The sequence below is a fragment of the Aliivibrio sp. S2TY2 genome, assembly GCF_028765525.1.
Classification (GTDB): domain Bacteria; phylum Pseudomonadota; class Gammaproteobacteria; order Enterobacterales; family Vibrionaceae; genus Aliivibrio; species Aliivibrio finisterrensis_A.
Genome location: NZ_JARACS010000007.1, coordinates 87509 through 110208, shown reverse-complemented (window position 1 = coordinate 110208; position 22700 = coordinate 87509). Strand labels below are relative to the sequence as shown.

The following is a 22700-nucleotide window of genomic DNA, read 5'->3' as shown; positions in this document are numbered from 1 at the left end:
ATTGTATCGACGGATAGGTATAAATAATTAACATGAATCATAACAAAATTGACCTAAGACCCTTGAGCTTAATGTCACTGATACTTTCCTTTTTATCACTAATTGTGATCTCAAGCCTGCTGTTCGTACCACTAGATCACGCGAGCCGCACCATGCTAATCGCACTCGACACTATTATATGTGGTCTCTTTCTCTTTCAGCTTAGTCTTGATTTATTTCGCAGTAAGCACCGTCGCCAGTATTTAAAAGATCACTGGATAGATTTTATTGCGAGCATCCCCATTATCGAACCTATTCGTTACGCTAGGATTTTCCATATTTTACGTATATGCCGTTTACTTCGCTCTAGCCAATCTTTGTTAAAACAAATTCAGTCAAATCGAAAAGAAGCCACTATTGCTTCAATTTTAGTATTAATGGTGACACTTATTTCTTTGGGTTCTGTCTTTATGTTGATGTTTGAAGGATCAAACCCTGACGCAAACATACATACTGCAGGAGATGCGATATGGTGGGCCTTTGTTACAATATCAACCGTCGGTTATGGTGACCATTATCCAGTGACTGTTGCAGGAAAAGTGCTAGCGGTGTTGATTATTTTATCTGGGGTTGGCATCTTCGGTATGATCTCGGGGTTGATAACCTCAATTATTACAGAGCCTGCAAAAGTAGAACAAAGACGACACGAGCAGAAAGAAAAACACGATCGAGATGAAAAGCTTCACTTATTATTACAACAACAAAGTGAAATACTAAAAAAACTAGAACAAATAGAAAATAAAAAAGAGAAGTAATCAAACAGGGTTGTTTGCTAACTTCTCTTCTTGTTACCGCTTAATCTAAATCAATTAAGAGTAATATAAATACTATTGCCAGTATGGAGGGTATTCAAGCCCAGCTCTGCGAGTTTGTTCCATTGCATGTAAGATCGATCGTTCTTGGCGAAGTAACCAGCGCTGTAGTTGCTCTCGCTCTTCTTCATCTTCAAGCGACTGCACTCGTGAACGAAGTGGCTCCAAACTCATTAGATCACCAATACCTTGTAATAGATCTAACCAAGGTAAGCGAAAGCCTTTTCTTCGCTCATCATCATAAATTAATGCAAAACAGGTTCCTGTCATTAGATTTCGACGTAAACGCATTTTTTGCTTAAAATAATCAGTAGGTAATAACTGATTTGATGTTGAAAACGCTGAATCTAATGCTTCCCATGTTCTATCTAATAACGTACCTGAATGGCCATCAATAGATTCTTGTAATATTTGACGCTTCTTATCATCTAAAAATGGCTGCCAATCTCGCGTTAAGATCCAACGACTCAAATCAAGCAACAAACCACAGTAGCGAGCTGACATTAATAAAGAAAGCATTTCATCTTGGCTTGGTAGACTCGCTGCACTCTCTTTTAAACTTGCAACAAGAAATTTACGAGCATCCAGTTTTCTCAGCACATTCCCTTTTTCTTCAATTAAGTAAGCAAGGTGCTCTGATTCATCTAACCAATGTAACTCATCTTCTAGCCATTTCAGTTCTTGGCGTAATAATTCACTCGCACGTTTTGGTACCATTTCACCAAAGACTAAAAAGATTTGTCGTAAAAAGGCAATCGCAATACGAATTTCTTGTAATGCTAATTTATCTTGAGTGTCGATATAAATCTGCTCATGATAATGCCAGTGCGATAATGCGTGTTCTAATGAATTAACAAAACACGTTTCAACGCTGTCTGTTGATTCTGTTCTTACTAATGTTAGCGGTTTTACATTATCCGCTGGTGTATCCATGGCTAAACGGTAGCCTTTTGCCGCTTTACTTTGGTTACCTAAACGCATTCCACCAGAGCTGCATAAATCTCTAGCAAGTGTAAATAATGCATCGGTTTGACCCGATTTAAGTTCAAGCTCCACTTCACAAATTGGCGTAGTTTTATCGCCAGCAATAACCTCTCCTTGATCAAAAGCCAATTCAATTTCACTGCCATCAGGCATGGCAACCAGCCACTGTTGACGAACAAAATTGGTGGAGAATAAAGGATACAGTTGTGCTTGGAGATCATCTAAAGCGATGTCATTTGGCCATGCGTCTTCAGGGTGTAAATGCACATTTGGAGTGTCTGAATCATGCTCAGCATTGTATTCTGGTCGCTGATGTAATCCTGCTACAACACGCCCTGCTGTCTTTAATGTTTGCACTCGCTCATCATTAAAGCGTCGGATTCTAAGCCCGGTATCATGCTTACGAAGATGCTGCTCAGGAGTATCAAAATAGATGTTTCCTAAGTGAAGACAACTCTGCTCTATGACTCTTGCACCTGAAATTTTGTCTATAATGGTGTCTACAAACTCAGGAAAAACAAAAAATTTTAGTTCTATTTCAGTTTCCATAATGACCTCATAACCGTTGTCTTTCCAAGGATATGGCTTAAACTGTCCGGTATCAAGCTAGAAATAATGCCAAAACCATGATCTAAAGTAGTTTTATTGATAGTGGGATTGGGTTAACATTCGCGCCTTTATGGCCATCGTCTAACAATTCACCATTAGGTGCTACTTGTTTTATAGGTTAAGAAACCATGCCAGTAAATACTATTATGGGGTTATTCGCAAAGTCCCCAATGAAACCTTTGCAGCGACACGTTGTTTGTGTCAATGAATGCTGCTCACTGCTTGTTCCGTTTTTCGAAACGTGTGCAAAAGGTGATTGGGAAAAAGCGAACGAACTTCGTGCACAAATTTCTCATTTAGAGAAAGAAGCGGACGTACTAAAACGAGAAATTCGTTTAAAACTTCCTCGTGGTTTATTCATGCCTGTTGATCGTACCGATATGCTCGGTCTATTAACTCAGCAAGATAAACTTGCAAACCTGGCTAAAGACATCGCAGGTCGCGTTGTTGGTCGCCAACTTGAAATTCCAAGCTCTATGCAGGATGCATTTTTAGCTTATGTTCAACGTTGTTTAGATGCGGCTAATCAAGCGCAAGAAGTGATCAGCGAATTGGACGAGCTATTAGAAACCGGCTTTAAGGGACGTGAAGTCACTTTGGTTGCTGAGATGATCAATAAATTAGATATCATTGAAGATGATACTGATGAATTGCAAATTCAACTGCGCCAGCAACTCATGAGCATCGAACACAAGTACAATCCGATCGATGTTATGTTCCTTTATAAAATTCTTGAGTGGGTTGGCGGCATTGCCGACCAAGCACAGCGTGTTGGTTCTCGTTTAGAACTAATGCTATCTCGCTCATAAGTTTGTGATTCAGTAACAGGTAATACAATGGATATTCTTGCTAACTACGGCACGACCCTAATTTTAGTTGCGGCCTTCTTCGGCTTCCTTATGGCGATTGGTATTGGTGCAAATGATGTTGCCAATGCAATGGGCACCTCTGTAGGGTCTAAAGCTCTAACAGTAAAACAAGCAATCATCATTGCTATGATCTTCGAATTTGCAGGGGCATACCTTGCAGGTGGCGAGGTTACAGATACAATTCGTAAAGGGGTAATTGATACCTCTCTTTTCGCTCATCAGCCTGAAGTATTAGTTTACGGCATGATGTCAGCCCTTCTTGCTGCTGGTACTTGGCTATTACTTGCCTCTTACATGGGGTGGCCTGTATCAACAACTCACTCTATCATCGGTGCAATCATCGGTTTTGCGTGTGTTGCTGTGGGTACCGAAGCGGTTGATTGGAGCTCAGTACAAGGTATTGTTGGTAGCTGGCTAGTTACCCCACTGATCTCTGGTATCTTTGCTTATATGATCTTTATCAGTGCTCAACGACTGATATTTGATACTGACAAACCACTCATGAATGCAAAGCGTTTTGTTCCTGTTTACATGTTCATTACGACAATGGTTATCGCTCTAGTTACTATCAAAAAAGGCCTAAAACACGTTGGTCTTCATTTAAGTAACGGTGAAGCATGGGTTGCCTCTGCTGGTGTGTCTGCTTTAGTTATGGTTGGTGGTTACATCTATATCTCTCGTAAATTTGCAAACACAGTAAATGATGAAAAAGACAGCCGTGGTTTTACTGGCGTTGAAAGCATCTTCAGTACATTAATGGTTATCACTGCGTGTGCAATGGCATTTGCTCATGGCTCTAACGATGTTGCTAACGCGATTGGTCCACTGTCTGCTGTTGTTTCAACCGTTGAACATATGGGTGAAATCACAACGAAAAGTACAATTGCTTGGTGGATCCTTCCTCTAGGTGGTATTGGTATCGTTGTTGGTCTTGCAACATTAGGCCATAAAGTAATGGCAACCGTAGGTACAGGTATCACTGAACTAACACCAAGTCGTGGTTTTGCTGCTCAACTAGCAACAGCATCAACGGTAGTATTAGCTTCAGGCACTGGTCTTCCTATCTCAACAACGCAAACTCTTGTAGGTGCGGTATTGGGTGTGGGCTTTGCTCGTGGTATTGGCGCATTAAACTTAGGTGTGGTACGTAACATCGTAGCATCTTGGGTTGTTACTCTGCCTGCTGGTGCTCTATTAGCTGTTGTTTTCTATTACCTAATGCAAGCTGTCTTTGGTATAGGCGCTTAAGTAAGCCTAATCAATTTTGAAACAAATGCACAAAGAGGAGAGTAAAATCTCCTCTTTTCTTGCATCTGGGCCCAAATATTTTTAGTATCTATACCTTCGTTTGAATCGCGATTAATACATAGATAAATTTTTTACGTAAGCGATTCAGGATCCACTTTTCAAAGGAATATTATTGTGAAGCATTTTATTAGCCTGATTCTACTTGCTTGGGCTATTGCTGCGCCAGCGCAAGCTCAAACTCGTTATATTTCTGATAACCTGTTTACCTACATGCACTCAGGTCCAAGTAATCAATTTAAAATCATTGGTAGTGTGAATGCAGGTGATCGTATCACTCAACTAGCAGCAAATAAGAACACTGGCTTTACTCAAATTGTCGATACTAAAGGCCGTAAGGGTTGGATTGAGTCTAAATTTGTTTCTCGCCAAGCAGGTCTAGGCGAACGCTTACCAAAAGTTGAAGCTGAACTTGCCTCAGTTAAAGCACAATTAGCTAACGCTCGTAAAGCGGCAAATGATGAAAAAGCAGGACTTGCTGATAGTTTGACTCAACGTAATCAACAAATTCAAAATCTAGAAAAAACCTATAATGATGTGAACAATCAGCTAGTGAGTTCTCAAACTGAAGTTCGTGAACTACGCGCTAAGCTAGATACTCAAAAAGAAGACTTATTACTTAAGTACTTCATGTATGGCGGTGGCGTTGCTGGTATTGGTCTGTTATTTGGCCTTCTACTTCCTCACATGATCCCAAGCCGTAAGAAAAAACAAAACGGCTGGGCTTAATCGACGATAAGTCCATTAAGAAATAATCAATTCAAAAAAGCTCAGGATTTCCTGAGCTTTTTTATATCTGTTCGAATAACCACTGAGTTTGATTACCCTTTCCATTCATACAGAGCAGGAACTTCGATTTTCTGTCCTTTAAACTCAATCACAACATCCCTCGGGTTAATCTCTAGTAACGTGATTGAAGGAGTAATACTGCCACCAATATTAACCTCTTGACCATTAACCTTTACCCACCGACGACTCGGCTTAGAGGTGTAATTATGAGTTTGGAAATTAAGAGGAGGCAAACGCCCTGAGAGTTGTGAACCATTTTTATCTAACTCAAGATAACCGTTACTTTCTAATGGCTCATCCTCAATAGCCTCATGATCGTCATACTCAGAGGGATCATTCAAAACTGATTCAAACCGTGCAGCCAACTCTGGTGATAACCCTGATAAATCGAGCTTATTGATATCTAGTGATGAAGCAGTGTCTTCAATTTGTTTTTTCACTTCAGCCCTATTGCTTTGGGGTTGAGTAACCGAAGTATTGCTTGGTATTACTGTGATAGCATCAGCGTCAGTTTTATCACTCTGTGATGATCGCTGTAACGCTAACTCTTGAGCACGTATGGGTAACTTATTGGTCGTAATGCTTGGGAAATCCAATTGCGTATATGACAACTCAGGTAAAGGGGTTTCCTGCTGGCTGGCTTGATAATAAGGAAAGGCAATATATGCTGATACCGCTAATGGAGGTAATACCACAATCGCCGACAATGATTTCCATGATAAACGAGATAGTGTCATATTATTCACCTCCTTGTAATAAAGGAGCATCAACATTCACAATGGTATCAAGCCACATTTGTGTACTCGAACCAACGATGCCATCCATCTTAAGATCAAAAATTTCTTGGAATTCTTTCACTTGTTGTTCAGTCTCTTTGCTAAATAAATCAGAGCTATTGATTGGCTGCTCTAGCGCAAAAGAAAGTAAGCGATTTAATGCTAAAATAGCGTCTCCTTGATCACCTAGTTTCATTGCTCTCTCAGTAATAATCGGTTTTTTCCAAAGCTGTGTATACGCGCCATTCCAATGTTGCTCAAACCATTGATGTGATACTTTTATCCTCTTAGAAGGTAATAATAATTCAGCTCCCTTTGAGTTTACGCGGTAAAGGATAGCCAACAACCCCTCTCCAGAAGTTTGTTGTAACCAAACCAGTGCAGGGCGATTTAGTGCCAATAAATCAGTCAACGTACCATTGCTCTCCACACAATATAATTGCGCTCTTTTGGCATTAGTGCAATTCGCTTGAAACTCAGTTACCGAATATCCCCAAACCGATAGTAAGGTTTGAAAAGCACTGGATTGCGAAGAAAAACCGTCTAATGGTTTCTCAATAATCGGTTTAACTATTGGATAATTAGCTTCTAAATATTGAGGTAGGAAGCGATAGCTGCCAATACTCAATAATAAAGATACACCTATGGCAATGAGCGAAGGGAACCATAACTGTGGTGTCGTAGGCGCTACACTTTGCGTCTCTACTTGCCAATCAAGTACCAGTTTACACGCTTCCTCAACGGCTTGATGATCAACCCTCTGTGTTCCTTTTTGGTAGCTAATCCATAGCGCTTTATCACACAATAAGTTAACGATACGAGGTATGCCATTTGAACGACGAACAATCGTCTTTATCGCCGAGGCAGAGAATAAGGATAACTCCCCTTCAGCAATGCTCAGACGATGCTTTATATAAGACTCAATCTCTTTCTGTGTTAAAGGCAATAAATGGTATCGTGCCGTAATACGTTGAGCGAGTTGACGTAAGTTTGCTTGCTGCAATTTTTGTTGTAACTCTGGCTGGCCAATCAATAATACTTTTAATAACTTATCACTGTCGGTTTCAAAGTTGGTTAATAAGCGCAGCTGTTCTAAAACATCAGGACCCAAATGCTGCGCTTCATCAATAGCAACAATAGTTTGAAAACCATTCTCACGCTCTGTTTTAAGAAAGTGAACAATACGGTCTGTTAATTGCTTTAACGGTGCATTTTCAGAATAGCTAATCTTAAATTCATCACAAATTGCCTCTAATAACTCTTGGGCACTGAACATCGGATTTAAAATTAAGGCAAGATGTACATTGCTATCTAATTGAGAAAATAATGCACGCGATACGGTTGTTTTACCCGTACCTACCTCTCCTGTTAATAATGCAAACCCACCACCTTGCCCTAACCCAGACAATAAATAATTCAGCGCTTCTTTATGGCGTTCACTCAAATAGAGAAAACGCGCATTAGGCGTCATTGAAAATGGAAGCTCATTAAAGCCAAAAAAATCTTGGTACATAAAAATGCAATGTGTCCTATCAGGATAATTCTAAGAATAAATAGAGAATAAAAGTCGAAAAGCTATGATTGCACGGTATCATTGGAACTAAGAAAGTAAAGAAAGTTCTCTTTATCTTGGTAGCGAGTAGGGCAAAACGTGGAAATTTATTTAGTTGGTGGCGCAGTTCGAGATTCACTTCTCAATATTGAGGTAAAAGATAAAGACTGGGTTGTTGTTGGCTCTACACCAAACGAAATGGGTTCACTTGGCTATCAAGCGGTTGGCCAAGACTTTCCTGTCTTTCTTCATCCCAAAACCAAAGAAGAATATGCCCTAGCAAGAACAGAACGTAAAAGTGGTCAAGGGTATAAAGGATTTACTTGTTACGCGGAACCCGATGTTACGTTAGAAGAAGATTTACTGCGCCGCGACCTTACTATTAATGCGATTGCTAAAGCCGATAATGGTGAGCTCATCGATCCTTACAATGGACAAGATGATTTAAATAATCGTTTATTACGCCACGTATCTGACGCGTTTGTCGAAGACCCACTGCGGGTATTACGTGTCGCTCGATTTGCTGCTCGCTTTCATTCTCTCGGTTTTACTGTCGCACCAGAAACTATGACCTTAATGAAAACCTTGGTAGAGAGTGGAGAGTTATCTCACCTGACTCCAGAACGTGTATGGCAAGAGTGGGAGAAGTCACTATCGAGCCAACACCCTGAGGTCTTTCTTTCCGTACTAAAAGAATGTGGTGCTCTAGCGGTTGTATTACCTGAGTTGAATGCATTGTTCGGTGTGCCTCAACCTGAAAAATGGCATCCAGAAATTGATACGGGTGTTCATACATTAATGGTGGCTCAACAAGCCACATTACTAAGCCAAGACTTACCGACTCGTTTTGCAGCTCAAGTCCACGACTTAGGTAAAGGCATTACGCCAGAGTCAGAATGGCCAAGCCATAAAATGCATTGCCATACTGGTATTAAAATCATTAAGCAACTATGCAATCGTGTTCGGGTTCCCAATGAATATCGAGATTTAGCGTTACTGGTTTGTGAGCATCACACCAATATCCATCGAGCTTCTGAGCTTCGTGCTCAAACCTTTATTAAAATACTCGATAAAATGGATGTATGGCGTAAGCCTGAGCGCTTAGAACCTATTTTACTTTGTTGCCAAGCTGATCATGCGGGACGGTTAGGACTAGAGTCAGAACCTTACCCACAAAAAGCGCGTTTTGAAATGGCGTTTGAAGCAGCAAAAAATGTGGAAGTAAAAGAAGTGGTTGCGGCAGGATTTAAAGGACCAGAGATTAGGGATGAGTTGAGTAAAAGACGAATTGAAGCGGTGAAGTCAGCATTAAGAATTAATTAAAGACCAAGTAGAGTTCAGATCGCTTCGCTAGCAGAATTCAGAGTCAATCGCGGTAATTTATTCTATCACCGCGATCACCTCTGAACCCTTTAAGGGAGCTTGCGACCGATCTGAATCCTGCTTTTAAGCGAAACTTAACCAAGCAAACAAGCCGACACCTAACAACAAACGGTAGATAACAAACGGCGTCATTCCCATGCTTGAAATCAGCTTCAAGAAAAAGTGAATACAAATGTAAGCACTGATAAAAGAAACCACCACACCGGTACTTAATAGACCAAAATTAATAGAGATATCACTCATCGCCAATTTAAGACCAAGATAAGATCCGGCAAGAGTAATGATTGGGATCGACATTAAGAATGAAAAACGCGCAGCCGCTTCACGAGTAAAGCCTAAATAAAGAGCAGCAGTAATAGTAATGCCTGAACGAGAGGTTCCTGGGATCATCGCCATCGCTTGAGCAATACCTAAAAATAACGCTTTTTTCCACGTCATTTCATACTCGTCTTTAACTAACTCTGAGTTTTTATCAACCCACCAAAGTAAAAGGCCAAATACAATCGTTGTAGTTGCAATCACCCACGCACTACGTAAATACACTTCGATAAAATCTTTGAACAACAGGCCACAAAGTGCAGCAGGAATAGTCGATAAAATGATTAACCAAGCTAATTTAGATTCTTTGTTGTGCTCTTTTTTAACCATAGAACCAACCCAAGCACTTAATAAGCTCACTACCTCTTTTCTAAAATAAATAATCACCGCCGCTAAAGTACCCACATGAACAGCAACATCAAAGGCTAACCCTTGATCTGGCCACCCAAGAACAGCGGAAGGAAGAATAAGATGAGCGGAGCTCGAGATAGGTAAAAACTCAGTAAATCCTTGCAGCAACGCAAGAAAAAATGCTTCAAGATATGTCATGATAGTCCATTAGAATGTTAAGTTTAATAAAGCTGGTTTTAGTGATTGAGAATAAGGGAATTCAGCCCAAATTTCACTGATGGTACGTTGTGTACTTGGGATAATCAGATCTGGATTCAGTTCTACCATTGGTAAAATAGTAAAGGCAAACTTAAACAGATCCTCTCGAGGTAATTTGGGATCCGACTCTGAAACCAAATCACCGTACAAAAGAATATCTAGATCTAATGTTCGATCTTGGTTCTTCTTCGCATTGACTTCTCTGCCCCATTTAATTTCAATCGCACGCAATAGAGTACCAAGTTCACCCAGTGAGTGATTCACCTTTAGCTCAACGACTAAATTGAAAAAATTATGACCAGAAAAACCCACAGGCTCAGCTTCATATACCGTTGACACTTTTGTTACTTCACCAAGTTGATGTAATTCATCAATGGCTATTTTTACATTTTTTTCAGGAGAAATATTGGAGCCAATACCAATATAAGTTGTGATCATTTGCTTCCTCGCTCAATCACAACCCCAACACTGTGTGCATTTACCACTGCACCTGGTTTAGATAAATGAATGCGGATCCAAGGCACTGAAAAACGCGTCATAATAAGATCTGCGATCTCCTCTGCAACACGCTCAACTAATAAGAAGCGACCGTTTTGAATATGAGCCGTCACCGCCTCACTCACTTCTGCGTAGTTTAAACAATGTTGAACATCATCAGATGCTGCTGCAGGTTTATTGTCATGAGCCATATCAATATCTAATACAAGCTTTTGTTTAATGCCTTGTTCCCATTCATAAACACCAATGGTTGTAATAACTTCAAGCTGTTTTATAAATACTAAATCCATCTTTGATCACACTTTTTATTAAGAGGTCGGATACCCATCAAAAGAAAAACAACGTAATATTGATATTACCTTGCTCGATATGTTCAGCAATATACTATAAAAATGATTTTTGTTCGCTCCTGATCACTTAAATAAAGGCTCATTCATGACCCCTCTTGCACTAATTATGATCATCATCGCCTATCTGCTAGGATCGATCTCTAGTGCGGTTTTAATTTGTCGATTGAAAGGGTTACCTGACCCTAGAAAATACGGTTCTCATAACCCTGGCGCGACCAATGTCTATCGTCTCGGTGGTAAAGGTGCCGCTGGTTTGGTTCTTCTCTGTGATATATTAAAAGGTATGCTACCGGTTTGGGGAGGCTACTTTCTTGAGATTAACCCTCTTCTATTAGGCATCATTGCTATTTCGGCCTGCTTAGGTCACATGTATCCGTTATTTTTTCATTTTAAAGGGGGAAAGGGAGTCGCAACGGCCCTTGGCGCACTTGCTCCAATTGGGTTGGATTTAACAGGAATGTTATTTGGTAGTTGGGTTATTACGATATTAGTCACTGGCTACTCTTCTTTAGCCTCGATGCTTACCGCGTTACTTGCCCCTTTATTCACTTGGTTTGTAAAACCTCAATACACGCTACCTGTTGCTATGCTTTCTTGCTTAATCGTTCTCAAGCATCATGAAAATATACGCCGCTTCTTTGCCGGTGAAGAAAAGAAAATTTGGCAAAGAAAAAGGGACTAACTAGCCCCTTTATATAGATAACGATCTTTTATGATCTAAATGGATCATCTTATTTTTTAATTGGCTCTAACTGATCTATTGGCCAACGAGGTTTAGCTTGAACCGCCAAATCCGTTGTTTCACCATTCTTCAGACGTTGCATACCCGCATAAGCGATCATCGCACCATTATCGGTACAAAATTCAGTTCTAGGGTAGAACACCTCTCCACCAATTTTTTTCATCATCACTTCAAGCTCTTGACGTAAGTATTTATTCGCACTGACACCACCAGCCATTACTAAACGTTTCATGCCCGTTTGTTTTAATGCACGACGACATTTAATTGCTAATGTATCAACAACCGCTTCTTGGAAAGCAAACGCAATATCAGCACGAGTTTGTAAATCATCATCATTCGCACGAATCGTATTCGCAGCAAATGTTTTCAAACCAGAGAAGCTAAAATCCAAACCTGGACGATCTGTCATAGGACGAGGAAACTTAAAGCGTCCTTTTGTACCGCTCTCAGCCAGTTTTGATAATAACGGTCCGCCTGGGTAATCTAGCCCCATTAATTTAGCTGTTTTATCAAACGCTTCACCAGCAGCATCATCCACAGATTCACCTAAAATTTGATATTCACCAATGCCCTTTACTTCAACCATCATGGTGTGACCACCAGACACAAGCAAAGCAACAAATGGGAATTCCGGTGGTACATCTTCAAGCATTGGTGCAAGTAAATGACCTTCCATGTGGTGAACTGGAATCGCTGGAACATCCCACGCATATGCAATGCTTCGACCAATCGTAGAGCCAACTAATAATGCACCAACAAGCCCAGGACCTGCAGTATATGCAATACCATCGATGTCATCTTTAGTCAGACCTGCATCATTTAATGCCGCTTGAATCAAAGGGATCGTCTTTTTAACATGGTCACGAGAGGCCAATTCAGGTACGACACCACCATAATCTGCGTGCAGTTTTACTTGGCTATACAGTTGATGAGCTAATAGCCCTTTTTCATCATCATAAATCGCAATACCCGTTTCATCACACGAGGTTTCAATGCCTAAAATTCGCATATTTTTCTCAGTTACCTGTTAATTTATCGCCATACTACCTTCATCATTACACGACCTCAAGCGACCTGATCGCTAGAGAAGACAAAATAAACAAAGAAATTACTCAATTCTTAATCAAGAGTACTTTACAAAACGTCTTGATCGGATTAAAATTCGGCACCAATTTGAATAATAGCTGGTTAATTATAACTACCAGCGAATTGACTAACACCTGAGGTGAAAGGCATATGCCAGTAGTTAAAGTACGTGAAAACGAACCGTTCGACGTTGCACTACGTCGTTTCAAACGCTCTTGCGAAAAAGCAAGGGTTCTTTCTGAAGTTCGCCGTCGTGAGCATTACGAAAAACCTACTACAGTACGTAAACGCGCTAAAGCAGCAGCTCAAAAGCGTCACGCTAAGAAGCTGTCTCGCGAAAACGCACGTCGCGTTCGCCTGTACTAATAACTTACCTAAATTTAATTAGGATTAAGTTATGGCTCTAATTGAACAACTCAAAGACGAGCAAAAGTTAGCGATGAAAGCCAAGGATAAATTACGCCTTGGCACTATTCGTTTAGCTTTATCTGAAATAAAACAACGTGAAATCGATGGTCATACAACTTTGTCTGACGATGATATTATCGCTGTTTTAACTAAGATGGTTAAACAACGTCGTGATTCAGTATCGCAGTTCTCTGCCGCTGGTCGTGATGATCTTGCTGAAAAAGAAAGTGCTGAAATTACAGTGCTTGAAGATTTCATGCCACAAGCACTTACCGATGAAGAAGTTGCCGAGTTATTAGACAAAGCAATTGCAGAATCAGGTGCTGAAGGAATGCAAGATATGGGCAAGGTGATGGGCGTGTTAAAACCTCAAATCCAAGGCCGCGCTGACATGGGTAAAGTAAGCCAATTAGTTCGTTCTAAACTGGCTTAATAATACTCTATTTATAAAGCAAGCCGTGCTATCTTTAGATATGCACGGCTTGTTTGTATCTACAGGAAAAGAAAAATGGCTGGACATATCCCTCGCAGTTTTATTGATGAGCTTTTAAATCGACACGACATTGTCGATATTATTGACGCAAGAGTAAAACTGAAAAAACAAGGGAAAAACTACGGTGCATGCTGTCCATTCCATAATGAAAAATCCCCTTCTTTCTCTGTTAGCCAAGAAAAACAATTCTATCACTGCTTCGGTTGTGGTGTTCATGGCAACGCAATTGACTTCCTTATGGAGTTTGACCGCTTAGAGTTTGTTGAAGCCATCGAAGAACTTGCTTCTATGCTGGGTCTTGATGTTCCTCGCGAACAACGCAGTGGATTTAATGCCCCTTCAGGCCCAACAGCCAGTACTGAACAAAAACGTAGCCTCTACGATTTAATGGGCGGTATCAGTCAGTTTTATTGCTCCCAATTAAAATCCGCCGCTAATATTCATGCCATTAATTATCTAAAAGATCGTGGACTTTCTGGTGAAATAGTACAGAAGTTTGGTATCGGCTATATTGCTGATGAATGGGAATTAGTGAAGAAAAACTTCGGCCGAGATAAAGCGTCACAAGATGCTTTAGTCAGTGGTGGGATGTTAATTGAAAGCGATAATGGCCGCCGTTATGACCGCTTCCGTGGTCGAGTTATGTTTCCAATTCGAGATCGTCGAGGTCGCGTAATTGGCTTTGGTGGACGAGTAATTGGTGAAGGCACTCCCAAATATTTAAATTCACCTGAAACACCTATTTTCCATAAAGGCAAAGAGCTTTATGGTTTATACGAAGCACTGCAAGCTTATAAAGATTTACCACAAGCCCTTGTTGTCGAAGGCTATATGGATGTGGTTGCATTGGCCCAATTTGGGGTGGATTATGCGGTCGCCTCTCTAGGTACTGCAACTACTGGCGATCACATGCAACTTCTTTTCCGTCAAACAAGCACCGTTGTTTGTTGTTATGATGGAGATAGAGCGGGCCGAGAAGCAGCATGGCGAGCGATGGAACAAGCACTGCCATACTTAAATGATGGTCGTCAGCTTAAATTTATGTTCCTACCGGATGGTGAAGATCCTGATACTTATATTCGCCAACACGGTAAAGCTGCTTTTGAACAAGAAATAGCCAGCGCTGAATCCTTAATTGAATTCATGTTTAGAACCTTAGTCGACCAAGTTGATACTGGCAGCCGAGAAGGGAAAGCCAAGCTGACGACACTTGCGGTTCCTCTTATTGATAAAGTACCAGGCGGCACCTTACGCCTCTATTTACGTGAGCAACTTGGCAAAACGCTTGGAATTATGGATGAAAGTCAATTACAGCAACTAATATCTAAACAAGGTGCTCCAGAAACAAAACGACTCGCACAACCTGAGATAAAACGCACACCAATGCGTGAAGTAATAACTCTCTTGCTACAAAATCCAAATTTGACTCAGTTGGTGCCAGATTTAGACAGTGTAAAAGAAATACCACTTCCAGGATTAAGTTTATTTCTTCAATTACTTGAAAACTGTCGACATAATCCCCATATAACTACAGGCCAATTATTAGAATATTGGCGTGGTGATAATAATGAGAAATTATTATCACGCTTGGCTGCTTGGGAACTCCCAATAGACCAAGATAACATACAAGATTTATTTATAGATTCATTGGACAAAGTATTGGCCCAGTGCATCGAAAAGCAAGTGGAAGCTTTACAGACTAAAGAAAGAAGCGTCGGCTTATCAGTCGAAGAAAAACGAGAGTTAGCTGAGTTAGTTATTAACCGTCTCGTCTAAATACCTCTAGTCCTGTTTAAGCCATACACCAAGATTATGGTGTGATAAATGATTACTCAGTAGTCATAAATAGATACATTTGCTATTATTAATGGTTTGCATTTCGCATACTAATTCCTTCACACAGACCAGAAGTAGGATACCGTCTATGGATCAAAATCCGCAGTCACAGCTAAAATTACTTGTAATCAAAGGCAAGGAACAAGGCTATCTGACCTACGCAGAAGTTAACGATCACCTACCAGAAGAAATTGTAGATTCTGAGCAGGTTGAAGATATTATTCAAATGATCAATGACATGGGTATCAAAGTGGTAGAAACCGCACCTGATGCTGATGATATGTCATTAAATGATGATGATGCCGTAACTGATGAAGATGCAGCAGAAGCCGCTGCAGCCGCACTATCAAGTGTAGAAAGTGAAATTGGCCGTACAACGGATCCGGTTCGTATGTACATGCGTGAAATGGGTACCGTTGAACTTCTTACTCGTGAAGGCGAAATCGACATCGCCAAGCGTATTGAAGAAGGCATCAATGAAGTTCAGTGCTCTGTTGCTGAATTCCCAGGCGCTATTTCATACCTATTAGAACAATTTGATAAAGTTCAAGCTGAAGAGATTCGTCTTACTGATATCATTTCTGGTTTTGTTGATCCAAATGATGATGGTTCTGCAGCACCAACAGCAACACACATCGGCTCAGAACTGAGTGAATCTGATCTAGACGATGAAGATGATGATGGTGAAGAAACTGAAGACGAAGAAGAAGAAGATGTAGGTATTGACCCAGAGCTTGCTTTGGAGAAATTTACAGAGCTTCGTACTTCTTATCACAATATGCAGCTTGCTTTTGAAGAGCATGGCCGTGATAACGCAAAAGCACGCGAAGCGATTGGCGAGCTTACTGACGTATTCCGTGAATTCAAGCTGATCCCTAAACAGTTTGATTACCTAGTAAAAGAAATGCGTGGCAGCATGGATCGTGTTCGTACACAAGAGCGCTTAGTTATGCGTATGTGTGTGGAATACGGCAAAATGCCTAAAAAATCATTCATTTCACTTTTCTCTGGTAACGAATCATCGATTGAATGGTTTGATGAGATCATGGCTTCAGACAAGCCATACGTTGAGCGTTTAAAGCGTTACGAAGAAGACATTCGTCGTTCAATCTCTAAACTAGACAGCATCGAAAAAGAAACAGGTTTACCTGTAGAGAACATCAAAGACATCAGCCGTCGTATGTCTATCGGTGAAGCTAAAGCTCGCCGTGCGAAAAAAGAAATGGTTGAAGCAAACTTACGTCTTGTTATCTCTATTGCTAAGAAATACACGAACCGTGGTCTTCAGTTCCTAGATCTTATCCAAGAGGGTAATATTGGTCTAATGAAGGCAGTAGATAAATTTGAATACCGTCGTGGTTACAAGTTCTCTACTTATGCAACATGGTGGATCCGTCAAGCGATCACTCGTTCAATCGCTGACCAAGCACGTACGATCCGTATTCCAGTTCATATGATCGAAACGATCAATAAACTGAACCGTATCTCGCGTCAAATGCTACAAGAAATGGGCCGTGAACCATTACCAGAAGAACTTGCAGAGCGCATGCAAATGCCTGAAGACAAGATCCGTAAGGTTCTGAAGATCGCTAAAGAACCAATTTCAATGGAAACACCAATCGGTGACGATGAAGATTCACACCTAGGTGATTTCATCGAGGATAACACCCTTGAACTTCCAGTTGATTCTGCAACTTCAACAAGCTTGAAATTTGCAACTAACGACGTTCTTGCAGGCCTAACTCCTCGTGAAGCAAAAGTACTTCGTATGCGTTTTGGTATCGATATGAATACCGATCATACTCTTGAAGAAGTAGGTAAGCAGTTTGATGTAACGCGTGAGCGTATTCGTCAAATCGAAGCGAAAGCACTTCGTAAATTGCGTCACCCAAGTCGTTCAGAAGTATTACGTAGCTTCTTAGACGAATAATTAAACATAATTATTTGTTAATAGAATCAAAAAGGTGGGCTTAGGCTCACCTTTTTTCGATCTGGATGCATATTTTCAATCAAGTGATTAAAAAGCAGACGCCTTATGTCTAGACACTGTTTTCATCTTCCCCTATAATCACCACCTACAACGGCCCCTTAGCTCAGTGGTTAGAGCGCACGACTCATAATCGTTCGGTCCCCAGTTCAAATCTGGGAGGGGCCACCAAATTAGAAAAGGCTGATAAGTATTTTTACTTATCAGCCTTTTTGCTTTTTTAATTTATCTTCTTTTTCTTGATGATTAATAAATAGCCCACCAAGAGTAAAAATATAGATAATTCTATTGCTGCTCTCATCAACCCTGAAGTACATACGGCTGCAATAATCAATGCAATAACAATCGCTAATAATCCTTTTTTATTCATATACTCCATCCTAGAAATTATTCGAATACTATTATTCAAGATCTCTCGTTCAATGAAAAATAGCAAATAGCACTATCAAAGAACCAATTGCACTATCAATGGCTCACAAAAAAGCATTAATAATTTGGATATTCAATAAAGCTACCTATACTGATTGATAATTACTTTGATCATGGAGCTATCAATGAAACGACTACTTTTATCCCTTCTTATCTCCAGTACCTCTTTTTATGCTCTTGCTAACGATCAACCTAAAGTTAATGGCTTTTATGTTGGAGCAGGTTTCGGCTCATTTGGTTATTCAGAGGAAGACGCTTGGAATGACAATAATAATAACCTTCTCTCTGCAGAAGCTGATGGCAACTCAACAAAAATTTATCTAGGCTATCAATTCAATAAAATAGTAGGTATTGAAGGAACGTATACTGACTATGGTACAGCCAAAGCGAAAATTGGTAGTTATTCAATGAAGCCAACGTCTATTTCCTTAGCAGCAAACTTAGGATACACCTTTGATAATGGTCTTAGGCCTTTTGGTTTAGTTGGTATGTCGAGTTTAGATTTAAATCAAACTGAAGATCAATTAACCGACGATAACGGAGCGGCCTTTAAGTTTGGATTTGGTGTTGAATACACACCAAAAGCATTAGGCGGCGTTCAAATTCGAGCAGCTTATGAAATGGATATGTATGCGGTTGAATATGAGTCAACGAATGGGTATGACTCAGAGACCAATCTCTATGCATTAGACTCTTTATATCTTGGTGCTTCTTATAAGTTCTAGTCACAAAATGGAGCATTGGTCTCTCAACCTTTGCTCTTATTCTTAATAAACGAATAAAATGTTTTTTTCCTCTCTGCTTTTATTTCTTTCTTGATATACACTTCCAGATATTCAATATTTACTAATAACAATAAAGGTTAACTATGTACAATTTAGCCAATAATCTTGAGCGCAACGCCACTTTTCGTCCAAACAATATCGCTTTAATCCTTCAAGATCAGAAAATTACTTATCAAGAATTAAATCAAAAAGTGAACGCCATTGCGGATCATCTAAGTCAGTTAAATATTAAACCAAATGAAAAAATCGCCCTCTCTTGCCCTAATACGCCAGAATTCGTTATTGCCTATTATGCGATTCAAAAAATAGGCGCTGTTGTCGTTCCTTTAAATGTCATGCTAAAAGGTGATGAAGTTGCTTACCATTTAAAAGACTCCGATGCCGTAGCTCTGATTTCATATCAAGGTTCTGACGCAATGCCTATCGGCCAATTTGGTTATGAAGGCTACACAAAAGCCGATTTTTGTGAACACTTTATCCTTATCGAAACCACACCAGACTCTCAAAAACCGACAGCTGCGCACTCTTTTAATCAATGGTTAGAAACAGGCAGAAAGACCTTTGAAACGGTGTATCGTTCTGCAGAAGACAGTTGTGTAATTCTATACACATCAGGAACAACCGGGGCTGCAAAAGGGGCGGAATTAAGCCAAAGTAATATGTTATGTAATGCACAGGCTTGCCAAGCATTAACCAACCAAAAGGGCACTGATGTTAGTATTGCTATACTTCCTCTTTTTCATACTTTTGGTCAATCACTGATAATGAACACCTCCATCCTTGCTGGTAGCGCTTTAGTTCTTATTCCTCGCTTTGTACCAAAGACAGTTATTCAACAGATACATGAACATAAGGTGACACACTTAGCAGGTGTTCCAACCATGTTTATCGGTCTATTAGCTTATGCAGAAAAACACCCAGGTGCTTATCTTAAAGAAATAGCACAAACTCTGAAGGTGGCAATCTCAGGTGGCGCCTCTATGCCTGTAGAAATATTGAAACAATTTGAAGAGAAGCTACAAGTGCCTGTTATTGAAGGTTACGGTTTATCAGAATCCTCACCTGTTGCTGCATTTAATCATCTAGAGTTTGAACGTAAGCCGGGAAGTATTGGGCAACCATTACCTGGTGTAACCATGAAAGTAGTCGATAAAAATGGCCATGAAGTTCCAACAGGCCAAGAAGGTGAATTAGTTATCCGTGGCCATAATGTAATGAAAGGTTATTACAAAAAACCACAAGAAACAGCGAAAACAATAGTAGATGGCTGGCTTCATACCGGTGATATTGTTCGCTTCGATGATGAAGGCTATATCTATGTCGTTGACCGTTTAAAAGAATTAATTATTAGCGGTGGCTACAATATTTACCCAAGAGAAGTAGAAGAAGTGTATATGAAGCACCCTTCAGTTCACCTTGTTGCTGTGATTGGTGTTGAGCATCCTCGTTTTGGCGAAGAGGTTAAAGCATTTGTGATTTTAAAAGAGGGTCACTCTATTTCAGAAAAAGAGTTAATCAAGTGGAGTAAAGAACAGCTAGCTGATTATAAATGTCCTAAACATCTTGATATTGTTGAAGCTCTGCCAATGACAGCGACAGGAAAAATCTTAAAAAGAATGCTGAAATAAACATCACAACTTCGCAAGTATATTCCCATAATAAAAATAAGGTATATACTTGCAAGTATTCATTTCATTACTGGACAAATATTATGTCAAAGAAAACAGATAATGGTATTTGGTTTGCTTATATCGCAAGCCTACTAACTCCAATTACTCTTATGGCTTCAGGTATTGTTGCGATTATTTATGCAGGCTACCAAATGAATAAGGGCACAAATGATGAAGTCATTGATAGCCATTACTACGCGATCATTAAAAGTTTTTTTCTTTTCCTAACATTTTTCGTTGTTCTAGCAGTAACAGCTGCAACAATGAGTGGTATGGCTGCGGGTCTTGATTATTGGGTAGACAGCTCTGTCCTTGATAAAGTTTATGCTGCAATTCCAATTGTTGGTGCAGTAATCTCTGTCCTTGCTATTGGTACTTGGTTCGTTAAGTTAGCTAAAGGTATGCAAAAACTTAAAGCATATCAACCAATTGAAAATCAATAATATAAAGGCGCTTAATGCGCCTTTTTTATTTCGAGTAATAAAATAAATATTTGCCAAAGATCATACTAACTAGAAAGTGATCTTCACGACTTTTGCTGTTAGAATTTGCGTCAAAATAGATAGAAACTTACGAAAAAGACATGTTCGAAATTATGTCGAGTAATGTAAATTTGTTTTTAATATTGTGATTAAAGTACAAATTGTTTACCTGAATCAATAATCCATTACTCTTTTCGAGCTAAAATACAGGTAATTATTGAATTTCAATGCTTAGCTATCGTGTTTTATGAAGAACAAACTGTTGTAATTTTTCAACACTTCAAACATTGGCTGAGCATTACTGCGTTTATCATTTTAAATATACTCATCTGGAGAGATTTCTCACATGAAAAAGACCAAAATCGTTTGTACGATCGGCCCAAAAACTGAATCTGTTGAAAAACTAACTGAACTAGCAAATGCTGGCATGAACGTTATGCGCCTAAACTTCTCACACGGCGACTTCGCAGAACACGGCCAACGTATTGATAACGTACGTCAAGTAATGAAAAACACTGGCAAGCAACTTGCTATTCTTCTTGATACTAAAGGTCCTGAGATCCGTACAATCAAACTAGAAAACGGCGACGATGTTGCTCTAGTTGCAGGTCAAGACTTCACATTCACAACAGATACTTCTGTTGTTGGTAACAAAGACGTTGTTGCTGTTACTTACCCAGGCTTTGCTAAAGATCTTGAAGTTGGTAACACTATCCTTGTTGATGACGGTCTAATCGAAATGGAAGTTGTTGCGACAACTGAAACTGAAGTTAAATGTAAAGTTCTTAACAACGGTGACCTAGGCGAAAACAAAGGTGTTAACCTTCCTGGTGTTTCTGTTCAACTTCCTGCTCTTTCTGAAAAAGATAAAGCTGACCTTAAATTTGGTTGTGAGCAAGGTGTTGATTTCGTTGCTGCTTCTTTCATCCGTAAAGAAGAAGACGTTAAAGAAATCCGTGAACTTCTTGTTGCTAATGGCGGCGAGAACATTCAAATCATCTCTAAGATCGAAAACCAAGAAGGTGTTGATAACTTCGATTCAATCCTAGAAGCTTCTGACGGTATCATGGTTGCTCGTGGCGATCTTGGTGTTGAAATCCCAGTTGAAGAAGTAATCTTCGCTCAGAAGATGATGATCGAAAAATGTAACCGTGCACGTAAAGTTGTAATCACTGCAACTCAAATGCTTGATTCTATGATCAAAAACCCACGTCCAACACGCGCAGAAGCGGGTGATGTTGCTAACGCAATCATGGATGGTACAGATGCAGTAATGCTTTCTGGTGAATCAGCTAAAGGTAAATACCCTGTTGAAGCGGTAACTATCATGGCTCAAATCTGTGCTCGTACAGATTCAGCACTAAAAGCAGAGCTAGGCTCTCGTCTAGACAGCCCACGTCTACGTATTACTGAAGCTGTGTGTAAAGGTGCAGTAGATACAGCAGAGAAACTAAACGCTCCTGTTATCGTTGTTGCTACTGAAGCTGGTAAATCAGCTCGCTCAATCCGTAAATACTTCCCAACAGCTAAAATCATCGCTGTAACAACTAATACTAAGACTGCTGCACAGCTTTGTCTTTCTAAAGGTATTACACCAATGGTTGTTGATTCTATCGACAGTACTGATGCATTCTACCTACGCGGTAAAGAACTAGCTCTTGAGTCTGGTATCGGCGCGAAAGGCGACATCGTTGTTATGGTTTCTGGTGCTCTAGTTCCATCAGGCACAACAAACACAGCATCTGTACACGTACTATAATTCGACTATTTAGATCGCTTTAACAATACGTTCAATAAAAGAGGGCCTTGGCCCTCTTTTTTTATGAAATTTATTGCGCCATAGATACAACACGATATACTACAAATAAATAACAGTATTTGTGACGGTA

22 protein-coding genes and 1 tRNA gene are annotated in these 22700 nt (G+C 39.9%); 15 read left to right on the top strand and 8 right to left on the bottom strand.

Translation table 11 applies throughout. The features are described from left to right. The first annotated feature begins 32 nt into the window (after positions 1-32). Entirely contained in the window at positions 33-794 is a 762-nt protein-coding gene (locus PVK63_RS12505) for an ion transporter (protein WP_130087783.1), read from the top strand. 72 nt (positions 795-866) lie between these two features. Here PVK63_RS12505 and PVK63_RS12500 read toward each other — a convergent pair whose 3' ends face one another. Then, on the bottom strand, positions 867-2384 hold the full coding sequence (locus PVK63_RS12500) for a CYTH and CHAD domain-containing protein (protein WP_130043937.1): 1518 nt from the start codon (positions 2382-2384) through the stop codon (positions 867-869). 188 nt (positions 2385-2572) lie between these two features. Here PVK63_RS12500 and PVK63_RS12495 point away from each other — a divergent pair, with 188 nt between their 5' ends. The 3 genes from PVK63_RS12495 to PVK63_RS12485 all read left to right on the top strand — a co-directional run bounded on the left by PVK63_RS12495 (position 2573) and on the right by PVK63_RS12485 (position 5347). After that, entirely contained in the window at positions 2573-3253 is a 681-nt protein-coding gene (locus tag PVK63_RS12495) for a TIGR00153 family protein (RefSeq protein ID WP_130043936.1), read from the top strand. Between the two features lie 27 nt (positions 3254-3280). Further along, on the top strand, positions 3281-4561 hold the full coding sequence (locus PVK63_RS12490; protein WP_130043935.1) for an inorganic phosphate transporter: 1281 nt from the start codon (positions 3281-3283) through the stop codon (positions 4559-4561). A gap of 174 nt (positions 4562-4735) precedes the next feature. Next, positions 4736-5347 (top strand): TIGR04211 family SH3 domain-containing protein, encoded by a 612-nt coding sequence (locus PVK63_RS12485; protein ID WP_130047152.1) that lies wholly within the window; start codon positions 4736-4738, stop codon positions 5345-5347. A 92-nt stretch (positions 5348-5439) separates the two neighbouring features. Here PVK63_RS12485 and PVK63_RS12480 read toward each other — a convergent pair whose 3' ends face one another. Continuing rightward, entirely contained in the window at positions 5440-6144 is a 705-nt protein-coding gene (locus PVK63_RS12480) for a general secretion pathway protein GspB (protein ID WP_130047153.1), read from the bottom strand. 1 nt (position 6145) lies between these two features. Then, positions 6146-7696 carry an ExeA family protein gene (locus PVK63_RS12475; RefSeq protein ID WP_274440524.1) on the bottom strand — a complete coding sequence of 517 codons (1551 nt, stop codon included), beginning with the start codon at positions 7694-7696 and terminating at the stop codon, positions 6146-6148. 138 nt (positions 7697-7834) lie between these two features. Here PVK63_RS12475 and PVK63_RS12470 point away from each other — a divergent pair, with 138 nt between their 5' ends. Continuing rightward, entirely contained in the window at positions 7835-9058 is a 1224-nt protein-coding gene (locus PVK63_RS12470; RefSeq protein ID WP_130087785.1) for a multifunctional CCA addition/repair protein, read from the top strand. Between the two features lie 123 nt (positions 9059-9181). On the opposite strand, the gene PVK63_RS12465 is transcribed toward PVK63_RS12470, so the two are convergent. Genes PVK63_RS12465 through folB form a run of 3 tightly spaced genes read right to left on the bottom strand, consistent with a single transcriptional unit; the run spans position 9182 to position 10833 of the window. Further along, positions 9182-9985 carry an undecaprenyl-diphosphate phosphatase gene (locus PVK63_RS12465; RefSeq protein WP_274440525.1) on the bottom strand — a complete coding sequence of 268 codons (804 nt, stop codon included), beginning with the start codon at positions 9983-9985 and terminating at the stop codon, positions 9182-9184. Positions 9986-9994: 9 nt separating this feature from the next. After that, positions 9995-10483: a 2-amino-4-hydroxy-6-hydroxymethyldihydropteridine diphosphokinase gene (gene folK / locus PVK63_RS12460; protein ID WP_274440526.1), complete on the bottom strand. Its 489-nt coding sequence runs from the start codon at positions 10481-10483 to the stop codon at positions 9995-9997. Further along, positions 10480-10833 carry a bifunctional dihydroneopterin aldolase/7,8-dihydroneopterin epimerase gene (gene folB, locus PVK63_RS12455; RefSeq protein ID WP_122033710.1) on the bottom strand — a complete coding sequence of 118 codons (354 nt, stop codon included), beginning with the start codon at positions 10831-10833 and terminating at the stop codon, positions 10480-10482. The genes folK and folB overlap by 4 nt, the downstream gene beginning before the upstream one ends. A gap of 145 nt (positions 10834-10978) precedes the next feature. Here folB and plsY point away from each other — a divergent pair, with 145 nt between their 5' ends. Then, a complete protein-coding gene (gene plsY / locus PVK63_RS12450; RefSeq protein ID WP_130043927.1) occupies positions 10979-11575 on the top strand; it encodes a glycerol-3-phosphate 1-O-acyltransferase PlsY in 597 nt (198 codons plus the stop codon). A gap of 49 nt (positions 11576-11624) precedes the next feature. Here plsY and tsaD read toward each other — a convergent pair whose 3' ends face one another. Continuing rightward, positions 11625-12644 (bottom strand): tRNA (adenosine(37)-N6)-threonylcarbamoyltransferase complex transferase subunit TsaD, encoded by a 1020-nt coding sequence (tsaD, locus tag PVK63_RS12445; RefSeq protein WP_130047157.1) that lies wholly within the window; start codon positions 12642-12644, stop codon positions 11625-11627. A gap of 227 nt (positions 12645-12871) precedes the next feature. Here tsaD and rpsU point away from each other — a divergent pair, with 227 nt between their 5' ends. The 5 genes from rpsU to PVK63_RS12420 all read left to right on the top strand — a co-directional run bounded on the left by rpsU (position 12872) and on the right by PVK63_RS12420 (position 17616). Continuing rightward, positions 12872-13087: a 30S ribosomal protein S21 gene (rpsU, locus tag PVK63_RS12440; protein WP_274449260.1), complete on the top strand. Its 216-nt coding sequence runs from the start codon at positions 12872-12874 to the stop codon at positions 13085-13087. 31 nt (positions 13088-13118) lie between these two features. Then, on the top strand, positions 13119-13562 hold the full coding sequence (locus tag PVK63_RS12435; RefSeq protein WP_130047158.1) for a GatB/YqeY domain-containing protein: 444 nt from the start codon (positions 13119-13121) through the stop codon (positions 13560-13562). 75 nt (positions 13563-13637) lie between these two features. Continuing rightward, positions 13638-15398, top strand: coding sequence for a DNA primase (dnaG, locus tag PVK63_RS12430; protein WP_151655363.1), 1761 nt, complete (start codon positions 13638-13640; stop codon positions 15396-15398). Positions 15399-15546: 148 nt separating this feature from the next. Beyond that, the gene (gene rpoD, locus PVK63_RS12425) at positions 15547-17388 is read left to right on the top strand and encodes an RNA polymerase sigma factor RpoD (RefSeq protein WP_242504742.1); all 1842 of its coding nucleotides are present in this window, start codon (positions 15547-15549) and stop codon (positions 17386-17388) included. Positions 17389-17540: 152 nt separating this feature from the next. After that, a tRNA-Ile gene (locus tag PVK63_RS12420) sits at positions 17541-17616 on the top strand. 49 nt (positions 17617-17665) lie between these two features. Here PVK63_RS12420 and PVK63_RS12415 read toward each other — a convergent pair. Further along, positions 17666-17815, bottom strand: coding sequence for a hypothetical protein (locus tag PVK63_RS12415; protein WP_130047160.1), 150 nt, complete (start codon positions 17813-17815; stop codon positions 17666-17668). A 184-nt stretch (positions 17816-17999) separates the two neighbouring features. On the opposite strand from PVK63_RS12415, the gene PVK63_RS12410 reads away from it, so the two are divergent. The 4 genes from PVK63_RS12410 to pykF all read left to right on the top strand — a co-directional run bounded on the left by PVK63_RS12410 (position 18000) and on the right by pykF (position 22570). Next, the gene (locus PVK63_RS12410) at positions 18000-18599 is read left to right on the top strand and encodes an outer membrane beta-barrel protein (protein WP_274440527.1); all 600 of its coding nucleotides are present in this window, start codon (positions 18000-18002) and stop codon (positions 18597-18599) included. Between the two features lie 143 nt (positions 18600-18742). Continuing rightward, complete coding sequence (locus tag PVK63_RS12405) at positions 18743-20287, top strand: long-chain-fatty-acid--CoA ligase (protein WP_130087803.1); 1545 nt, start codon at positions 18743-18745, stop codon at positions 20285-20287. 83 nt (positions 20288-20370) lie between these two features. Next, positions 20371-20772 carry a hypothetical protein gene (locus PVK63_RS12400; protein ID WP_130047163.1) on the top strand — a complete coding sequence of 134 codons (402 nt, stop codon included), beginning with the start codon at positions 20371-20373 and terminating at the stop codon, positions 20770-20772. Between the two features lie 385 nt (positions 20773-21157). After that, positions 21158-22570, top strand: coding sequence for a pyruvate kinase PykF (gene pykF / locus PVK63_RS12395; RefSeq protein WP_130043919.1), 1413 nt, complete (start codon positions 21158-21160; stop codon positions 22568-22570). Positions 22571-22700: the final 130 nt, after the last annotated feature.